Origin of the sequence: Actinoallomurus sp. NPDC050550, from assembly GCF_040655075.1 — a bacterium.
Classification (GTDB): domain Bacteria; phylum Actinomycetota; class Actinomycetes; order Streptosporangiales; family Streptosporangiaceae; genus Actinoallomurus.
Window position 1 is genome coordinate 61142 of sequence record NZ_JBFAJC010000030.1, and the last position, 18619, is coordinate 79760.

General features: G+C 69.9%; 15 protein-coding genes and 1 pseudogene. 9 read left to right on the forward strand and 7 right to left on the reverse strand.

From position 1 onward, the window contains the following. Positions 1-4: 4 nt before the first annotated feature. The 4 genes from AB0I04_RS33640 to AB0I04_RS33655 all read right to left on the reverse strand — a co-directional run bounded on the left by AB0I04_RS33640 (position 5) and on the right by AB0I04_RS33655 (position 4809). Positions 5-631: a hypothetical protein gene (locus AB0I04_RS33640; protein WP_360893721.1), complete on the reverse strand. Its 627-nt coding sequence runs from the start codon at positions 629-631 to the stop codon at positions 5-7. Between the two features lie 202 nt (positions 632-833). Then, entirely contained in the window at positions 834-3107 is a 2274-nt protein-coding gene (locus AB0I04_RS33645; RefSeq protein WP_360893724.1) for an FdhF/YdeP family oxidoreductase, read from the reverse strand. Positions 3108-3145: 38 nt separating this feature from the next. Beyond that, the gene (locus tag AB0I04_RS33650) at positions 3146-4327 is read right to left on the reverse strand and encodes a cytochrome P450 (RefSeq protein WP_360893728.1); all 1182 of its coding nucleotides are present in this window, start codon (positions 4325-4327) and stop codon (positions 3146-3148) included. Positions 4328-4464: 137 nt separating this feature from the next. Further along, positions 4465-4809, reverse strand: coding sequence for a HEAT repeat domain-containing protein (locus AB0I04_RS33655; protein WP_360893868.1), 345 nt, complete (start codon positions 4807-4809; stop codon positions 4465-4467). On the opposite strand from AB0I04_RS33655, the gene AB0I04_RS33660 reads away from it, so the two are divergent. Both AB0I04_RS33660 and AB0I04_RS33665 read left to right on the forward strand, forming a co-directional pair. Beyond that, positions 4692-5111, forward strand: coding sequence for a transposase (locus AB0I04_RS33660; RefSeq protein ID WP_360893731.1), 420 nt, complete (start codon positions 4692-4694; stop codon positions 5109-5111). The genes AB0I04_RS33655 and AB0I04_RS33660 overlap by 118 nt on opposite strands. Further along, a complete protein-coding gene (locus AB0I04_RS33665) occupies positions 5108-5236 on the forward strand; it encodes a zinc ribbon domain-containing protein (protein WP_360893733.1) in 129 nt (42 codons plus the stop codon). Before AB0I04_RS33660 ends, AB0I04_RS33665 begins: the two co-directional genes overlap by 4 nt. Positions 5237-5552: 316 nt before the next feature. Here the strand turns inward: AB0I04_RS33665 and AB0I04_RS33670 are convergent, their stop codons facing one another. Together AB0I04_RS33670 and AB0I04_RS33675 are read right to left on the reverse strand one after the other, a co-directional pair. After that, the gene (locus AB0I04_RS33670; RefSeq protein WP_360893736.1) at positions 5553-7487 is read right to left on the reverse strand and encodes a glycoside hydrolase family 15 protein; all 1935 of its coding nucleotides are present in this window, start codon (positions 7485-7487) and stop codon (positions 5553-5555) included. Positions 7488-7579: 92 nt separating this feature from the next. Further along, positions 7580-7753: pseudogene (locus AB0I04_RS33675) on the reverse strand (DUF5999 family protein); the annotation flags it as partial. Positions 7754-8002: 249 nt separating this feature from the next. On the opposite strand from AB0I04_RS33675, the gene AB0I04_RS33680 reads away from it, so the two are divergent. The 6 genes from AB0I04_RS33680 to AB0I04_RS33705 all read left to right on the forward strand — a co-directional run bounded on the left by AB0I04_RS33680 (position 8003) and on the right by AB0I04_RS33705 (position 13211). Next, positions 8003-8461, forward strand: a complete 459-nt coding sequence (locus tag AB0I04_RS33680) for a plastocyanin/azurin family copper-binding protein (RefSeq protein ID WP_360893739.1) — start codon at positions 8003-8005, stop codon at positions 8459-8461. After that, positions 8458-9411 (forward strand): metallophosphoesterase, encoded by a 954-nt coding sequence (locus tag AB0I04_RS33685; RefSeq protein WP_360893742.1) that lies wholly within the window; start codon positions 8458-8460, stop codon positions 9409-9411. Before AB0I04_RS33680 ends, AB0I04_RS33685 begins: the two co-directional genes overlap by 4 nt. A gap of 45 nt (positions 9412-9456) precedes the next feature. Beyond that, positions 9457-10059: an RNA polymerase sigma factor gene (locus AB0I04_RS33690; RefSeq protein WP_360893745.1), complete on the forward strand. Its 603-nt coding sequence runs from the start codon at positions 9457-9459 to the stop codon at positions 10057-10059. Between the two features lie 3 nt (positions 10060-10062). Then, positions 10063-10710 carry a Rieske (2Fe-2S) protein gene (locus tag AB0I04_RS33695; protein ID WP_360893748.1) on the forward strand — a complete coding sequence of 216 codons (648 nt, stop codon included), beginning with the start codon at positions 10063-10065 and terminating at the stop codon, positions 10708-10710. Between the two features lie 73 nt (positions 10711-10783). Next, positions 10784-11761 (forward strand): SDR family oxidoreductase, encoded by a 978-nt coding sequence (locus tag AB0I04_RS33700; RefSeq protein WP_360893750.1) that lies wholly within the window; start codon positions 10784-10786, stop codon positions 11759-11761. A 265-nt stretch (positions 11762-12026) separates the two neighbouring features. Continuing rightward, positions 12027-13211 carry a glycoside hydrolase family 64 protein gene (locus AB0I04_RS33705; RefSeq protein WP_360893753.1) on the forward strand — a complete coding sequence of 395 codons (1185 nt, stop codon included), beginning with the start codon at positions 12027-12029 and terminating at the stop codon, positions 13209-13211. A 68-nt stretch (positions 13212-13279) separates the two neighbouring features. Here the strand turns inward: AB0I04_RS33705 and AB0I04_RS33710 are convergent, their stop codons facing one another. Then, complete coding sequence (locus AB0I04_RS33710; RefSeq protein WP_360893756.1) at positions 13280-14479, reverse strand: ROK family transcriptional regulator; 1200 nt, start codon at positions 14477-14479, stop codon at positions 13280-13282. Positions 14480-14993: 514 nt separating this feature from the next. Here AB0I04_RS33710 and AB0I04_RS33715 point away from each other — a divergent pair. After that, positions 14994-18593, forward strand: coding sequence for a discoidin domain-containing protein (locus tag AB0I04_RS33715; protein ID WP_360893758.1), 3600 nt, complete (start codon positions 14994-14996; stop codon positions 18591-18593). Positions 18594-18619: the final 26 nt, after the last annotated feature.

Consider the following 18619-nt stretch of genomic DNA (forward strand, 5'->3'; position numbering starts at 1 on the left):
GGGCTCACCTCCGTGTCCGCCGTACGGGCGACCCGCCGAACCGGCCGGCCCGGCGTGGCCGCTCGCTCTCCTCGTCGACCTCGTCCCCGGCATCCGCACCGCGCCGGGCGGCCCGCGGCCGCTCGACGTCCTCATCCTCGTCGGCGGCTTCCGCCCTGGTCCCGCGCCGTGCGGCCCGTGGCCGCTCCTCGGCGTCCTCCCGGGAGGCGCGAGGCCGGCCGCGGCCGGCGGGAGGCCGACGCCTCGGGCGTTCCTCGCGCTCTTCGTCGTAGCCTTCGGCCTCGTAGGCCTCCTCGTCCTCCCGCGCGCCTCCGGGCGTCCGCGGCTGGAGCAGAGAGTCGGTCCGGCGCTGGAGGCGGTCGCTCAGCGCGTCGATCTGGCTGCTCGCCGCCGTGACGGCGGCAGCCTTGCCGGCCTCGACGAGGCGTCCGCGAACGGTCTCGGTCAGGACCTTGACCTCGGGAGAGGCGCTGAGCAGCTTGGTGCCCTGCTTGACCAGGCCGGCCGGGTTCTTGGCGATACGGCCGGACGCCCCCGCCGCCGCGAGCGTCAACGCCAGCTTCATCTTGCGTCTGCGCCCCATCAGATAGCCGGCGCCGACGGCCAAGGCAATCCGCAGTCCGTCCTTCATGATCGTCCCCCTTAGCGCCGTCGCCAGGACGGGTACCGTGCCCCGCACCGCCCTGGACCGATCTCGACCTCGGTCATCCCCCAATGCCGAAAATGTCGAAATCAGGCGCGAATACGATCAATTCGTCCGTCTAACACGCTTCGCCCTACCCGCAGGGTCGACCCCAAAACACGCTGCGCAGGCGGCCGGAGGCGACCGTCCGTCACCCCGCCGGTTCGAGCCTGACGATCACGGATTTGGACGTCGGGGTGTTGCTGACGTCGGCCGTGCTGTCGAGGGGGACCAGGACGTTCGTCTCAGGGAAGTAGGCCGCCGCGCAGCCGCGAGCGGTCGGATATCCGATGACGCGGAAGGCGGGCGCCCGGCGCTCCACGCCGTCGGCCCACTCGCCGACCAGGTCGACGAGGGCGCCGTCGGCGATCCCGAGCGCCTCCAGATCGGCGGGATTGACGAACACCACCCGGCGTCCCGCCCGTACGCCCCGGTAGCGATCGTCCAGGCCGTAGACGGTCGTGTTGTACTGGTCGTGGCTCCGGATGGTCTGCAGCAGCAGGCGTCCCTCCGGCACCCGCAGCACCTCCAGGGGGTTGACCGTGATCCGGGCCTTCCCCGAGGCGGTCGGGAAGCGCCGCTCGTCGCGCGGGGCGTGCGGCAGCGTGAACCCGCCCGGCCGCCGGACGCGGGCGTTGTAGTCCGCGAAGCCCGGGACGACCCGGGAGATGTGGTCCCGTATCCGGTCGTAGTCGTCCTCCAGCGGCGCCCAGTCGATCCCCGCGCCGGGCAGGGCGGCCCGGGCCAGGCGGCACACGATCGCGACCTCCGACAGCAGCTCCGGGGAGGCGGGCCGCAGCCGGCCGCGCGAGGCGTGCACCATCCCCATCGAGTCCTCGACCGACACGATCTGCGGGCCGCCCGCCCGGACGTCCAGCTCCGTACGGCCGAGTGTCGGCAGGATCAGCGCCTGCTCGCCCGCGACGGCATGCGAGCGGTTGAGCTTGGTGGACACCTGGACGGTGAGCCGGCAGGTACGCATCGCCGCCTCGGTCACCGCCGAGTCCGGGGCCGCCCGGACGAAGTTGCCGCCCATGCCGAAGAAGACCTTGATCCGGCCCTCCCGCATCGCGCGGATCGCCGCGACCGTGTCCACGCCGTGCTCGCGCGGCGGCTCGAACCCGAACTCTGCGCCCAGCGCGTCCAGGAACGCCGGGGCCGGCTTCTCGTAGATGCCCATCGTCCGGTCGCCCTGGACGTTCGAGTGCCCGCGCACCGGGCACACACCCGCGCCGGGCCGGCCGACGTTGCCGCGCAGCAGCAGGAAGTTCACGACCTCACGAATGGTCGGCACGGAGTTCTTGTGCTGGGTCAGCCCCATCGCCCAGCAGACGACGATCCGCTCGGCCCGCAGCACCTCGGCGAGCGTCTCGTCGATCTGTTCCCGCGACAGCCCGGTCGCCTCCAGGACCTGGTCCCAGTCGAGCGTGCGCAGATGGGCGGCCAGCTCGTCGAACCCGTCGGTGTGGGCGGCCAGGAACTCGTGGTCGACCTCGTCCTTGTCCAGCAGCAGGCGGTTCAGGGCCTGGAACAGCGCCAGGTCGCCGTTCACCCGGATCTGCAGGAACAGGTCGGCCAGCGGCGTGCCCCGCCCCACCAGCCCGGACGCCTTCTGCGGGTTCTTGAAGCGGATCAGCCCGGCCTCCGGCAGCGGGTTGACCGCCACGATCCGCGCCCCGGCCTTCTTGGCCCGTTCCAGCGCGGACAGCATGCGCGGGTGGTTGGTCCCCGGGTTCTGCCCGACCACGAAGATGAGGTCGGCGGTGTGCAGGTCCTCCAGCAGCACCGATCCCTTGCCGACGCCGAGCGTCTCGGTCAGCGCCGAACCCGACGACTCGTGGCACATGTTCGAGCAGTCCGGCAGGTTGTTCGTGCCGAACGCCCGGACGAAGAGTTGGTAGGCGAACGCAGCCTCATTGGACGTACGGCCGGAGGTGTAGAAGACGGCCTCGTCCGGGGACGACAGCGCGGTCAGCTCGGCCGCCACCAGCGCGAACGCCTCGTCCCACGAGACGGGCTCGTAGTGGTCGCTCCCGGCCCGCTTCAGCATGGGCTCGGTGAGCCGGCCCTGCTTACCCAGCCAGTGGTCGCTCCGCTCCGCCAGCTCCGTCACCGGGTGGGCGGCGAAGAACTCCCGCGTCACCCGCCGGGTCGTGGCCTCCTCCGCGACGGCCTTGGCGCCGTTCTCGCAGAACTCCGCGACGTGCCGGTGGTCGCCCTCCGGCCAGGCGCAGCCGGGACAGTCGAAGCCGTCCTTCTGGTTCACGCGGAGAAGAGTCAGAGCCGTACGGCGCGGCCCCATCTCCCGCAGCGCTTCGCCCAGGCCGGCTCGGACGCCCGGGAGACCGGCCGCGGCGCGCTCCGGCGGAGTGACCTCCATCCCCGCGTCGTCGGCATCGTCGGTAGCGGGCCTGCGCGATGGCATCGCTGTTCTCCTGTTCCCGGGTTCGGCGCCCGTCCCGGTCAAGGATGACATCCCCCGGATCCGGACAGGGTGACAGGGAGGGCGCGGAGCCCACGGTTACGGAAGGAGTCGCGCCACTCCAGATCCTTCTCGGCGACGGCGAGCGCGAGGTGCGGGAACCGGTGCAGCAGCGCGGCGATGCCCGCCTCGACCTCCATACGCGCCAGCGACGCGCCGAGACAGTAGTGCGGGCCGTGCCCGAAGCCGAGGTGCGGATTGTCGGTGCGGCCCGGGTCGAGCCGGTCCGGATCTGGGAACCGGTCCGGGTCGTGGTGGGCGGACACCAGCGAGAGCATGACCGTCTCCCCCGCCGGGATCGTCACCCCGCCGATCTCCACGTCCGTCACCGGGAATCGCCGGATCGCGAGCTGTGGCGGCGGATCGAACCGCAGCAGCTCGTCCACCACGGCCGGGGTGAGCTCCGCGCGCGCCCTGGTCAGCGCCTCCGGCCGGGTCAACAGCGCGACGAGGCCGTTGCCCAGCAGGTGCATGGTGTTCTCGTAGCCGGCGAACAGGACCAGGAACGCGGCGGAGGTCAGTTCGTCCTCGCTGAGCCGGTCCTCCTCGTCGCGGAGCTGGATCAGCGCGCTGAGCATGTCCTCGCCCGGCGACGCCCGCTTGGCCGCGATGAGGTCGAGGATGAAGCGGTACAACGAGCCGAGCGACTCGCGCGCGTGCTGCGGGGTCTCGGGCGCGAGCAGACCATCGGTCCAGGAGCGGAAATCCGGCCGGTCCGCCGCGTCGACGCCGAGGAGCTCGCAGATCACGATGATCGGCAGCGGCGCGCAGTACGCGGGGAGGAGGTCGACCTCCTCGCGCCCGTCGAGAGCGTCCAGCAACTCCTCGGCGACGTCCCGTACGCGGGGCCGGAGCCCCTCGATCCGGCGCGGGGTGAACCCCTTCGCCACGATCCGGCGCAGCCGCGTGTGGGCCGGCGGGTCCATGTTCAGCAGGTTCGCGTCCAGGGCGGGCGGCAGCGAGAACCCCTTGTACCCGCCGTTGGACCGGGCCTTGTCCAGCGACAGCCGCGGATCGGCCAGCGCCTTGCGGACGTCCTCGTACCGGGTGACCAGCCAGACCTGCGTGCCGTCCGGGGCCAGGGCGCGATGCACCGGTCCCTGCTCGCGCAGGCGGGCGTACGCGGCGCGTGGATCCGTCACGAACTCGCTGTCGATCTTCATCGGCTGCACCGCCCTGAATGTACCGGGTGGCCGCCGGCGAGGACGGAACCGTTCCGCCTGCCCGACCTCTGCGCGCCCGTCGGCCGGGCCGGGCGAGGAGCCGTGATCGCCACCTCCCGGTCCGGCCCGGCCGGCCGTCAGTGCGACGTTCCGACCCCCCGCACGCCCAGCGCGTGGCGGGCGTAGCCGCGTACGTCCGTGTCACCGTCGTCCAGGGCTCTCCGCAGCGCCTCGGCGGCGTCCGGGTCGGCGGCCCACCGGCCGAGTGAGATCACCGCCGCCTTGCGGACGTCGAGGTGCGGGTCTGCCAGGGCCTTGACCAGCGGGCCGATCGCGACCGCGCCGTCCGCGCCGGCCAGGCCGCGTGCCGCTCCGGTCCGCACCTGCCAGGCCGGATCGCCGAGCGCGGCCGTGGCGTCGGCGTCCAGGGGAGGCGGGCAGCCGATCGGCGCGAACGCCTCGAGAGCAGCGGCCCGGACCAGCGGGTCGGGATCGGCGCCGAGTTCGCGCCGGGCGCCGGCCGACAGGGGCGAGCCGATCGCTCCCAGCCCGTGGGCGGGTCGCCCGCGCCCATCGCAAGGTCCGCAACGCCCGCGCCGACTTCCTGCACCGTGTCAGTACGAACTTGGTGCGCCGGGCCGACAGCATCGTGATCGAAGACCTCGCGGTCAAGAACATGGTGAAGAACCGCGCACTGGCGCGGGTGATCTCCGATGCGGGGTGGGGGAGTTCCGCAGGCAGTTGGAGTACAAGGCCGAACGTGCCGGGCGGCGCCTGGTGGTGATCGACCGCTGGTATCCCTCGTCCAAGACCTGCTCGGCTTGCGGGCATCTGCTCGCCGAACTGAGTCTTTCCACCCGGCACTGGACGTGTCCGGGCTGCCGCACCCGGCATGACCGGGACAGGTAGAGATCGGCCGCTCCCTGGAAGATGGCGGTGTCGTCGTCGCCTCCGGTCGACCAGTAGGTGAGGGTGGCCGGGGCGTGCTGGTCGGCCTGCTTCTGACCGGACGTGCCGCTGGTCGCGCAGCCCGCGCCGAGGGCGGCGAGCAGGGCGGCGCAGGCGGCCAGGGTCCTTCGCATACCATCTCCGATCACCGGAATCCGCCCGCGACGGTTCGGACCGGTCGCGGGCGGAGGGCTTCGCGGGGCTGCGAAAAGCACAACAATCCGCCGATCAAGCCGCAATGGCCTTTCATCCGCTTTCACAGGATTCGCGCGGCGTATCACGACTCTCGCCGCGCCCCGCCTTCGGCCGTACGGGACAGCGATGCGGGCACTACGGCGTGAGCGTCCTGGCGCAGCACGCCATGGCCGCACCGGCCGAAGCCGGCCGTGGGCCGTCCGCGGGCGGCGTCACGGATGGCGCGTGCGGCGTTGATCAGGCCGACGTGGCTGAACGCCTGGGGGAAGTTCCCGATGGGCTCCCCGGTGACGGAGTCGACCTCTTCGGCGAGGAGGCCGACGTCGTTGGCGTAGGAAGTGGCCGTCCGGAACGCCTGCTCGGCGGGTGCGCGCCGGCCGGTGAGGGCCAGTGCGTGGGAGAGCCAGAAGGTGCACAGAAGGAAGGCGCCCTCATCTCCGGCGATCCCGTCGGCGGCGTCGTAACGGCGTACCAGGCCTCGCGTGTCGGTCAGGCGGGTGGCGACGGCCGCCACCGTGGCGCGGACGCGAGGGTCGTCGCCGGGCAGGAAGCCGACGATGGGGATGGTCAGCGCGGACGCGTCGAGGTCGGTGTCGCCGAACGCCCGGGTGAACGTGCCGGTCTCTGGGTTCCAACCCTCCGTCAGGATCGCGGCGCGGATCTGGGCGCGGGTGCGCTTCCAGTCGTCGACGCGGCAGGTGGCGCCGAGGGCGGGTGCCAGGGCGATGGCGCGGTCGAGCGCCACCCAGCACATGAGTTTCGAGTGCAGGAAGTGGCGGCTCGGCCCGCGGACCTCCCAGATGCCCTGGTCCGGTTCCCGCCAGCGGCGGGCCGCCGCGTCGGCCGCGCCGAGCAGGAAGGCGCGCGTGACGGCGTCGAGGCGGTGCTCGGTGGTGTGACCGGAGAGCCGGTGAGCCGCGTCGAGCATCTCGCCGTAGACGTCCAGCTGGCGCTGGCGCCATGCGTCGTTGCCGACGCGCACGGGTGCGCTGTCGCGCCAGCCGGTCAGGTGGGGCAGCGACCGCTCGGTCAGGTCGCATTCGCCTCCGATGCCGTACATGATCTGCAGGTCCACGCCGCGGTCGAGCTGGGTGGCCGCGGTACGGGCGAGGAAGGCGAAGAACGCCTCCTGCTCTGTGTCGCACGAGGAGACGGTGGTGAGGGCCTGGACGGTGAGGCTGGCGTCGCGGATCCAGGTGTAGCGGTAGTCCCAGTTGCGTTCTCCGCCGATGCGTTCGGGCAGGGAGGTGGTGGCCGCGGCGACGATCGCGCCCGTGGGGGCGAAGGTCAGCGCGCGCAGCACTCGTCCGCTGTGCCCCACCTCGTTCTGCCAGGGCCCGTGGTAGTCGGCGTGCAGCCGGGACCAGGAGCGCCAGCCGGCGATGGTGTCCATGATGCGGCGGTGGACGGCGCGCGGGCTCCAGCACTCCGGTTCCTCCTCCCAGCACGGGCGGGCGTGCAGGGCCATGCCGAGGCGTTCGCCGGCGCGGAGCGTGACCGTGCCGTGCGCGATCGAACCGCTCACCCGAAGGTCGATCGGCGTCGACAGCGTGAGCACCTGGGCACCGCCGCGGGCGACCAGCGCACCAGGGCGGGATTCCAGCAGCGGATGGACGAGCCCGAACTCGGGACGGGGAGCGTACGTCACATCGAGGGCGACGCGTCCCTGGACGCAGATCGCCTCGCGCAGCAGGACACCCGGCGAGGACACGCCCAGGCGGTGCCCGCGCTCGCGGTCGCCCAGGGCGAGGGCGTCCACGAGCACGAGCGTGCCGCCTCGGGTGTGGAAGGTCGTCTCCAGGACGAGGGTGTCCTCCAGGTACCTGCGGGTGACCCGCGCGGGGCCGCGAGGACGGATGGACCAGTGGCCGGCGTCCTCGTCCAGCAGCCTGGCGAAGGTCGCCGGGCTGTCGAAACGCGGCGAGCACAGCCAGTCCACTGAGCCGTCCGACGTGACCAGCGCGGCCGAACGGCAGTCCGACAAGAGGCCGTGATCATTGATCGGCCGGGTGCTCACGCCGTACCTCCTCGGTCACGGCCGCAGCGCACACTTCGCGGTGCCGGACGAGGCCACGCAGGCCGCCGTACGGGTCCGCGAGGGACATCGGTCGGCCGGTGCGGCGGGACGACGCCGCCGTCCGGCAGGAGTTCTCCCGTGTCGTCGAAGACGATGACGCCGTTGCACAGCAGGCTCCATCCCTGCTCGGGATGGGAGGCGACGGTGTGCGCGGCGTCCCGGTCGACGGCGTCGGCCGGTGGGCAGTGCGGTCGATGGCGGCACATGGCTTACCTCCGGAAACGGGGCCACGGACGCGATCCGCGGCATCAAGGTGATCTGTCGAGTACGTGCCGCCGGGGCTCTGGCAATGGCGGCCAGGTCGGGCGGCGAACGCCCTCGAAAGGAGATAGGCGCGGAGGTTACGGCAGGTATTCGGAGATCACGGTGTAACCCCCGGTCCTATCTGTGGTCAAAGGTCCGCGAACAGCGGCTACGCAACGACGTCCGCCCCGGCGGAACGGATGGGACGACAGATGAACCTGTACACATACTTCGCGCGCGGGCGACGCCGGCCCGCGGTGCTCGTGGCCATCGGCGGGCTGGCCGTGCAGGCCGCCTGCGGCTGGGGGCCGGCGGCCGGCGGCTCTCAGCCCGCCCCGCGGCCAAAGGCGCCCGGCAACGCGATGCCCGGGATGAAGATGCCCGGTGGCTCCGGCGCCGCGCCACGCGGCGCTCCCGTCGCCGCGAACGCGGTGTCGATCAAGAGCTTCGCGTTCGGGCCCGCGTCGGTGTCCGTCAAGGTCGGCACCACGGTGACCTGGACGAATCAGGACGAGGAACCGCACACGGTGACGGCCGACGGTGGCGCGTTCCGCTCCTCGACACTGGCATCCGGGAAGACGTTCCGGTTCACGTTCACCAAGCCCGGCAGCTACCCGTACTCCTGCACGATCCACCCGTTCATGCGCGGAACGGTGGTGGTGCGGCCATGAACGCGCCGAACATGACACCGCCCGAAGACCAGAACGACCCGGCCGGCATGACCCGACGTCAGCTGCTCCGGCACAGCGCGTGGTTCGGCGGCGCGGTCGTCCTCGCGGTCGCCGCCGGTGAGGTGGTCAGCCGTGTCGCCGACTCGAGCGACACGCTGCCCTCGAACGCCACGGTGCGGTTCGCGCAGATCAGCGACAGCCACATCGGCTTCCACGGACCGGCGAACACCGACGTCGCCGACTCGTTCTCCGACGCGCTCCACCGGATCGACGCGCTGGAGCACCGGCCGGACTTCGTCATCCATACCGGGGATCTGACCCACCTGGCCACACCGGGCCAGTTCGACCAGGTCAAGCAGATGATGACGGGGTTGAAGACGGGTCACGTCTTCACGGTGCCGGGCGAGCACGACTCCATCGACGACGCGGGCCAGAAATACCGCCGGGTCTTCGGCGTCGGTGCCCGCGGGGACGGCTGGTACAGCTTCGACGTGCGCGGCGTGCACTTCATCGCGCTGGTGAACACGCTTCACATGAGCAAGCTCGGCCATCTCGGCACCGAGCAGCTCGATTTCATCCGCAAGGACGTGGCCGGCCTGTCGAGCGACACACCGATCGTCGTGTTCAGCCACATCCCGATGTTCGCGCTGTACCCGAACTGGGGCTGGGCGACCGACGACTCGGTACAGGCACTGAGCCTCCTGCGCCGCTTCGCGTCCGTGACCTGCCTCAACGGCCACATCCACCAGTTGTTCACCAAGACCGAGGGCAACGTCACCTTCCACAGCGCCACGACCACCGCCTACCCGCTGCCACGTCCCGGGGTCGGTCCGGCGCCTGCTCCGGTCACCCTGCCGGCCGGCAAACTGCGGCACGCCCTCGGCATCCGCGAGGTCGGCTACGTACGAGGTCGGCATGCCCTGGCGATCCGCGACGAGAAACTCGGCTGAGGTCCCGGCCGCACCGCCATGTGAAAATGGTGAAGGGGGCTGGTCATGGATCGCTGGATCCCGGGCCGACGCGAGCGCCCGGGGCCGGATGCCGAGACTTCTTCTGAGCCCCGGAAGCCGCTCCGGCTGGTGGAGGGTGAGGCCTATACCGGCTGGGAGGCCATCTACCTGGACAATGTGCAGCGCATCTACCGGCTGATGTTCTCCAAGGTCGGTAACCGGCCGGACGCGGAAGACCTCACCGCCGAGGTCTTCCTCGCCGCCCTGCGCCCGCTGCGGACCTCCGCCAGCGTGGGCGAGGTCCGCGCGTACCTGCTGGCGACCGCGCGTTCCGTGCTGGCCGCGCATTGGCGCCGGACGCTCGGGCACGAGATCACCGCCATCGACATCGAACGCGTGGCGGCCGACTTCGGCCGGCCGCCCGAGGACGGTCGTTCGCCCGAACGCGTGGCCAGGATCCTCGCGGCGCTGCCCGACCGCTACCGGCGCGTCCTCGAACTGCGGTTCCTCCGGTCCTACTCGATCCGTGAGGCGGCACGGGAGCTGGGAGTCAGCGTCGGCAACGCGAAGGTCCTCCAGCATCGTGCGCTCAGGCTCGCAGCCGAGGTTCTGCGAGAGGATCAACGGGACGACAGGACGGGGAGGTGACCCATGAAGGGTCTACGGCGTTACGTCGAGGATCTGCTCAAGGGCCGCCGCCCGCGTACCTTCCCGGTCGACGAGGCGGACGCCGACGCGCTCCGCCTCGCCATCGAGCTACGTGCCGCGCGCCCGGGGTCGGACGCGCCGCGCGAGGAGTTCGTCGCCGACCTGCACCGTCGCCTGGCGGAGCCGGAGATCGCGCGAGCGCCGATGCCGGTCGGGCGCCGCCTGGTCCTGGGCGGCGCGGTCGCCGCGAGCGGCGCCGTGGTGGGAGTGTCGGTCGACCGCGCGCTCACCCATGGTGGGACGCCGGCGGGTGACGGGACGATGATCCCCGACAGCGGCAGGTGGCACCCCGTGGTCGCCGCCGCCGACCTGGCGGAGGGCGCGGTGCGTTCCTTCGACGCCGGCAGTACCACCGGCTTCGTGACCCGCGACGGCGGCCGGCTGCGCGCGATATCCGGCGTGTGCACGCACCAGGGATGCCGCCTGCATCTGGAAGGCGGCGCACGGCTGCGCTGCCCCTGCCATCAGGCGCTCTTCGCGCTCGACGGCGCCGTCCTCCACCACCGGCTTCCCGCACCGATTCCGGCTCTGCCCCGGCTCGCCGTACGAGTGGCGGCCGGAATCGTCCAGGTGTACGTCTCCTCCGCCTGACGGGCCGAGCCGCCACCGTGGTGACGAGTGAGGCGCCAGGCCCGCACTGTCATCCGTGGGTTCCGGCCGGCCCGTGAGCCTGAAGACGGGTTCGCGGGCGTGTCGCGTGATGAGCGCGGCGCGATGCGCAAAATTCCCGGTGCTGACCCGAGCGCTGGCTTCGGCGTCCAGGAGGTGGCTCGCGGCGATCTCCTCGGGTGCGACCAGCAGTGCCTCCATGACCGGCTCCTTCGCCGGACCGTTCTGGTCTCCCCCGGATTCGCTCGTCGATCAAATGATGTATGGTTCACATATCATAAATAGTTCAAACTATCGGGGAGGCGTCATGACGCACAAGGTCGCCGTGGTCACGGGGAGCTCGCGAGGGATCGGCCGAGCCATAGCCTCGCGACTGGCCGCGGACGGAATGCACGTGATCATCAACTACAAGAACGACTTCGACGCCGCGAAAGATGTCGCCTCGGCCATCGAGAAGTCCGGCGAGCGGGCCACCGTCGTGCAGGCGGACGTGACCGATCCAGCGCAGTTGCGTACGCTCTTCCAGGCCGCCGAACAGCATTACGGTGGACTCGACGTGTTCGTGCACAACGCCTACGGAGCCGCTTACAGCACCATCGCCGAGGCCGACGATGACGATTATGACCGTACGTTCAGCGCCAATGCCCGCGCCACATTCATGGCGCTCCGGGAGGCCGCGACCCGGCTACGGGACAATGGCCGGATCGTGTTCATTTCCTCGTCGCTCACTCGGACGAGCAACCCACCCGCGCTGTATTCGGCGAGCAAGGCGGCCGGCGAGCAGCTGGTGCGCACGTTCGCCCGCGAGGTCGCCGCTCGGCGCATCACCGTCAACAGCGTGCTGGCCGGATTGACCGACACCGACGGGCTGAGGGCGACTCTGGGCCTCCCCACCGAGGAGATCGCCCGAAGGATTCCGATGGGCCGGATCGGCCGGCCCGAGGATGTCGCCGATGTCGTCGGGTTCCTCGCCTCCGATGACGCACGATGGGTCACCGGCCAGAGCATCGCCGTCGACGGCGGCCTGACCTAGGGCCCGTCTCAGAGTCCCCGTCCGTAGCGAGCGGTGTCCAGGTGGTGCCTCGCAAGGCGGAGGAGCTAACAGAAAACCAACTTTGCTATTGACGGGAAATAGTAAAGAAGCCATTCTGAAAGCGCTCTCACGAGGGAAAGGTTCGATCGCTCGCGGACGAACCGAATCTGAGGCCGACCGCGGAGGCCATCAGCCCGCGAGGCAGCGAATCGCATGCCGGGACTGCTTCTTACTGCTCTCCAGACGAGAGAAGAGGAACATGAGGATGCGCAAACTGCATGGACTGCTGATCGCAGCCATGCTCGTGGCAGGCGGCTCGAGCACTGTCACGCCCGCGGCGGAGGCCACCGTCACCGCCGCGACCGTTCCGCTCCAGGTGGCGAACAACTCCGGCCGGACGGACGCCGTCTACCTCTATGTGCTGGGCACCAACCTGGCGACCGGTCAGCAGGGATGGGCGGACTCCGGTGGCGGGTTCCACGCGTGGCCGGCGGGCGGTACGCCGCCGACGCCCGCGCCCGACGCGTCGATCCCGGGACCCGCGAACGGCCAGTCGATCACCATCCGGCTGCCCAAGTTCTCCGGACGCGTGTACTTCTCCTACGGCCAGAAGCTCAAGTTCTTCGTGACGACCGGTGGACTGGTCCAGCCGGACGTCAACAACCCGACCGATCCGAACCGCAACATCCTGTTCAACTGGAGCGAGTACACGCTGAACGACTCCGGCCTGTGGATCAACAGCACGCAGGTCGACATGTTCTCCGCGCCGTACGCCGTCGGTCTCAAGAACACGAGCGGGACGGTGCGCAACACCGGCCACCTCAAGTCCGGCGGCTACCAGGGCTTCTTCAAGGCTCTCACCGGACAGCCCGGCGGCTGGGCCAACCTGATCCAGCGCGACCCGAGCGGCAACATCCTCCGGGCCATCGCGCCCGGCCACGGGATCGCCGCCGGCGCGTTGCCGGCGAGCGTGATGAACGACTACGTCAACCGAGTCTGGTCCAAGTACGGCTCGGCCACCCTCACCGTGCAGCCGTTCGCCGACCAGCCCGGCGTCCGGTACTACGGCCGCGTCTCCGGCAACGTCATGAACTTCACCAACGGCGCCGGCCAGGTCGTCACCAGCTTCCAGAAGCCCGACTCGGACAGCATCTTCGGCTGCTACAAGCTGCTCGACGCGCCCAACGACCAGGTCCGCGGCCCGATCTCCCGGACCCTGTGCGCGGGCTTCAACCGCAGCACCCTGCTCACCAGCACCACCCAACCGGACACCAACGCCGCGGACTTCTACCAGGACGTGGTGACCAACCACTACGCGCGCAAGATCCACGCCCAGATGCAGGACGGCAAGGCGTACGCGTTCGCCTTCGACGACGTGGGCAACTTCGAGTCGCTCGTCAACGATTCCAACCCGGCGACGGCATACCTGACGCTGGACCCGCTCGGCTGAGCCGATAGGAAGGGTCGCCGCCGGGCAGTCGGCGGCGGCCTTTCCCGGCCGGTCTCCGATCTGGAGCCTCAGTCGGCGCCGATCGGGTCGTGACGGTCGTCGCCGCGTTCCGCGGCGACGCGTCGGCCGGCGAGTATCCGGGGGGCGTGGGCGAGGACCATGCCGGCGGCACCTCGCACCTCGGCCTGGTCACCGAGTTCGCCCGGGACGACAGTGACGTCCTCGGCGGCGGGCGCCAGGGCGTAGCGCCGGATCGCCCGCTCCATCGGCTCGAACAGTTTCGGGCCGGCGGCCGCGAGATCACCGCCGACGACGATGAATTCGGGGTTCAGCACGGTGACGAGGTTGGCCAGGACGAAGCCGACGCGTTCGGCCGCGTCCTCCAGCGCTCGGACGGCCCCCTTCTCGCCCTCGTCGATCAACCGCAGGAGATCGGGCACCGTGACGCGGCGGCCCCAGCTGTGCTCCAGGAGCCTGGCGATGGCGGCCGAGCCTGCCACGGTCTCCAGGCATCCGCGGTTTCCGCATCGGCAGATCGGACCGCGTGGGTCGGCGAGGATGTGGCCGAATTCGCCGGCCAGACCCCCGGCGCCGGTCAGCGGTCGCCCGCCGCTGAGGATTCCCGCGCCGATGCCGGTGGAGAGCCGGATATAGATCATGTCGGACGTGCCACGCCCGGCGCCGTAGAGACGCTCGGCGAGGGCGCCGGCGTCGGCGTCGTTGGCGATCCAGGTGGTCAGGCCGGTCCGTTGTTCCAGCTCACGGCCCGGCCGCAGCCCGACCCAGCCCGGCATGATGCCGTGCGCTTCCAGGACGCCGTCGGCGGCACGAACCGGAACGGCGATGTCGACGCCCAGCCCCAGCACGTCGGCGATGGCGATGCCCTTCTCGCGGAGGGCCTGATGGATCAGGTCGGCGGTGAGGTCGAGGGTCTCGCTGGGGGCCCGGTCGGTGTCGTTGCCCACGGCGGTGTCCCAGATCGGGTTTCCGTGAAGATCACATACGGCGACACGGACATGGTGATGGCCGATGTCGGCCGCGACCGCGAAGGCGGCGGAGGGAATGAGCGTCAACGACTGCGCCGGCCGTCCGGTGGGCCGGGTCCGCGGATCCGCCGTGTCCGCGCCCTCCCTGATCAGGCCCGCGGACAGCAGGTCGGTGACGATCGAAGAGACGGTCGCCCGGGACAGTCCGGTGAGTCTGGTGAGCTCGGAACGGCTCGACTGGCCCACGTGGTGAAGCGCCTCGAGAACCCGGAGCCGCCCCACCTCGCGAAGGTTCAGTGGGGTATCGATCGCTGGCTCCTCGGCTCGGCATTCCCAGAGCTCAGACTAGCAGCCGCGATTGACGAAACCCCAGGCTAGATGGCTGATCAAGACTTTATTTAAGGCGCAAAATCAGCGTAACTCTCCCCTATCTGGCCCGCCTGACGCCGGACGACCCCACACTTCGTCCGAGATCGATCAATACTGTGGACCGGCGTGGTGACGCCGGCCGGCAGGGGCGCCGCGTCAGGCGAGCGGTCGTGGCGCATCATTCCGGCCAGGTGCCGTCCTTGATGATCTCCACGAAATTCTTTGTTGTGGGATACCCGGCTTATCGGTCCGGTTCACTCCGGGTCGCCTTCACCTGAGCGCGATTTCGGCATCCTGCTCTCTTCTTGCAATGAATTGTCAGGAAATTTAGTCTCGATGTTGTGCCCCCCACATGTCCCGCCTTGGCATGTGGCCCCCGCCCAGGCGCCCGCCCTTCGGGGCGGCGCTGTTCGAAACGAGAGGCGCAATGAGACCGAAGCACGCACGGCTGCGGTTCCTCGCCGGAAGCGCTGTCATCAGCCTCCTCACCTCCGCGTCCGCCGTCCTCGGGTTGGCATCGCCCGCGTCCGCCGCGGACGGCCCCAACCTGGCGGCGGGAAAGACCGTCTCCGCCAGCAGCTACACCGACGTGTACACCCCTGCCAACGCCAACGACGGGAACCAGTCGACCTACTGGGAGAGTGCCAACAACGCCTTCCCGCAGTGGATCCAGATCGACCTCGGCGCGGCGGTCAGCACGGACAAGGTCGTGCTGAAGCTGCCGACCGCCAACTGGGGCACCCGGACCGAGACCTTCGCGGTCCAGGGCAGCACCAACGGCACGAACTACACCGACATCGTCGGCTCGGCGGGTCACACGTTCGACCCCGCGAGCAACAACACGGTGACGATCGGGTTCGACACCGTCGTCACGCGGTATCTGCGCCTGAACATCACCGCCAACACCGGCTGGCCGGCCGGGCAGGTGTCGGAGTTCGAGGTGTACGGACCGAGCACCGGCGACCAGCAGCCGCCGACCGCGCCGACGAACCTCGCCTACACCGAGCCCGGCTCCGGTCAGATCAGGCTGACCTGGAACGCCGCCACGGACAACGTGGGCGTGACCGGTTACGACGTGTACGCCAACGGCGCACTGCGCGGCAGCGTCGCGGGGAACGTGCTGACCTACACCGACACCCAGCCGGCCACCGCGACCGTCACCTACTTCGTCCGGGCGAGGGACGCCGCCGGCAACCAGTCACCCGACAGCGGCTCGGTCACCCGTACGGGCAGCGGCGGCACCGGCACCAACCTCGCGGCCGGTAAGCCGATCACGGCCTCGTCCCACATCTTCGACTTCGTGGAGACGAACGCGAACGACGACAACGTCGGCACGTACTGGGAGGCGGCCGCGAACAGCTACCCGAACACCCTCGCGGTGAACCTTCGGGTGAAGGCCGACATCAGCTCCGTCGTCGTCAAGCTCAACCCGGACGCCTCCTGGAGCCGGCGCACCCAGACCATCGAGGTGCTCGCCCGGCCGAAGCACTCCGGCGACTTCACCAGCGTCGTCGCGGCCAAGACGTACACCTTCGACCCGGCGTCCGGCAACACGGTGACGATCCCGGTGACCACCACGGCCGCCGAGGTGCAGCTGAAGTTCACCGCCAACTCCGGCGCCACCGGCGGTCAGGTCGCCGAACTCCAGGTCATCGGCACCCCGGCCCCCGCACCCGACCTGACGATCAGCGGCATGTCCTGGAGCCCGGCGTCGCCGACCGAGACCGACGCCGTCTCGCTCACCGCGACGGTGAAGAACATCGGGACGGCGGCCTCCGACCCGACCAACGTCAACTTCTACCTGGCCGGGCAGAAGGCCGGCACCGCGGACGTGGGCGCCCTCGCAGCCGGGGCCTCGACGACGGTGACCGCGTCGGCGGGGACCCGTGACGCGGGGACCTACCAGCTCAGCGGCAAGGTCGACGAGGCCGACAACGTCCTGGAGCTGAATGAGGACAACAACTCCTACACCAATCCGACGTCGCTGACGGTGGCGCCGGTCGCCAGCTCCGACCTGATCGCGTCGTCGGTGACCTGGACACCCGGCAACCCCTCGAGTGGCGACACCGTGGCGTTCGGCGTCACGGTGAAGAACCAGGGCACCGTGGCCTCCGGCTCCGGGTCGCACGGCATCACCCTCACACTCCTCGACGCGAACAACGCGACCGTGAAGACGTTCACCGGCTCGGTCAGCGGGACCCTCGCCGCGGGCGCCACCGCGGTGCCTGTGGACCTCGGCTCGTGGACGGCGGTGAACGGCAAGTACACCGTCAAGGTCGTGCTGGCCAATGACACGAACGAACTGCCGGTCAAACAGGGCAACAACACCAGCAGCACACCGTTCTTCGTCGGACGCGGCGCGAACATGCCGTACGACATGTACGAGGCCGAGGACGGCGTCCTGGCCGGCGGAGCGACGACCGTCGGGCCGAACCGTACGATCGGCGACCTGGCCGGTGAGGCGTCCGGCCGCCGCGCGGTGAAGCTGGCCACCACCGGCAGCAGCGTGGAGTTCACCACCAGGGCGAGCACCAACACGCTCGTGACCCGGTTCGCCATCCCCGACGCCTCGGGCGGCGGCGGGATCAACTCGACGCTGGACGTCTACGTCGACGGGACGTTCCTCAAGGCCATCGACCTGACCTCGCACTTCGCGTGGCTCTACGGCAGCGAGACGAGCCCGGGCAACTCGCCGGACTCCTCGCCGCGGCACATCTACGACGAGGCGCACGTCATGCTCGGCACGACCGTACCGGCCGGGCACAAGATCAGGCTGCAGAAGGACGCGGCCAACACGGCGGCCTACTACTCGATCGACTTCATCAACACCGAGCAGGTCTCCCCCATCGCCAACCCCGACCCGGCCAAGTACGCGGTGCCGGCCGGCTTCACCCAGCAGGACGTGCAGAACGCGCTGGACAAGGTGCGACAGGACTCCACCCTGGTCGGCGTGTACCTGCCCGCGGGCACGTACGACACGTCCGGCAAGCTCCAGGTGTACGGCAAGGCGATCAAGATGATCGGCGCCGGCCCGTGGTACACCCAGTTCCAGGCGCCCACCGGCCAGGAGAACACCGACATCGGGATCCGGGCGGACGCGACGGCGAACGGCTCGGCCTTCTCCGGCTTCGCCTACTTCGGCAACTACACGTCGCGGATCGACGGGCCGGGCAAGGTGTTCGACCTCCAGAACGTCGCGAACGACACGATCGACAACCTCTGGGTCGAGCACATGGTCTGCATGTACTGGGGCAACAACACCGACCACATGACGATCACCAATTCGCGGATCCGGGACACGTTCGCCGACGGCATCAACATGACCAACGGCAGCTCGGACAACCTGGTGTCCAACGACGAGGCCCGCGCGACCGGCGACGACAGCTTCGCGCTGTTCGCCGCGACCGACTCCGGCGGCACCGGCGAGAAGAACAACACCTTCCAGAACCTCACGGCGATCCTGCCGTGGCGTGCGGCGGGCGTCGCGGTGTACGGCGGGCAGGACAACACCGTCAAGAACATCTACATCGCCGACACGTTGACCTACTCCGGCATCACGATCAGCTCGCTGGACTTCGGCTATCCGATGGAGGACTTCGGACCGGACCCCACCACCTTCGGCAACATCTCGATCGTGCGGGCCGGCGGCCACTTCTGGGGCGCGCAGACCTTCCCCGCGATCTGGATGTTCTCGGCCTCGAAGCAGTTCCGGGCGATCCGGGTCAGTGACGTCGACATCATCGACCCGACGTACTCAGGGATCATGTTCCAGACCGACTACGTCAACGGGGCGCCGCTGAACCCGGTCGCCGACACCGTGCTCACCAACGTCACCATCACGGGTGCGCACAAGAGCGGCGACGCCTATGACGCCAAGTCGGGGTTCGGTCTCTGGGCGAATGAGCTGCCCGAGCCCGGCCAGGGCCCGGCGGTCGGCTCGGTCACCTTCCACAACCTCAAGATGAGCGACAACGCCGTCGACATCAGGAACACGACGTCCACCTTCACGATCAACGTCCAGCCGTAGCAGAAACGGAATCGCGCCCCCGGCCG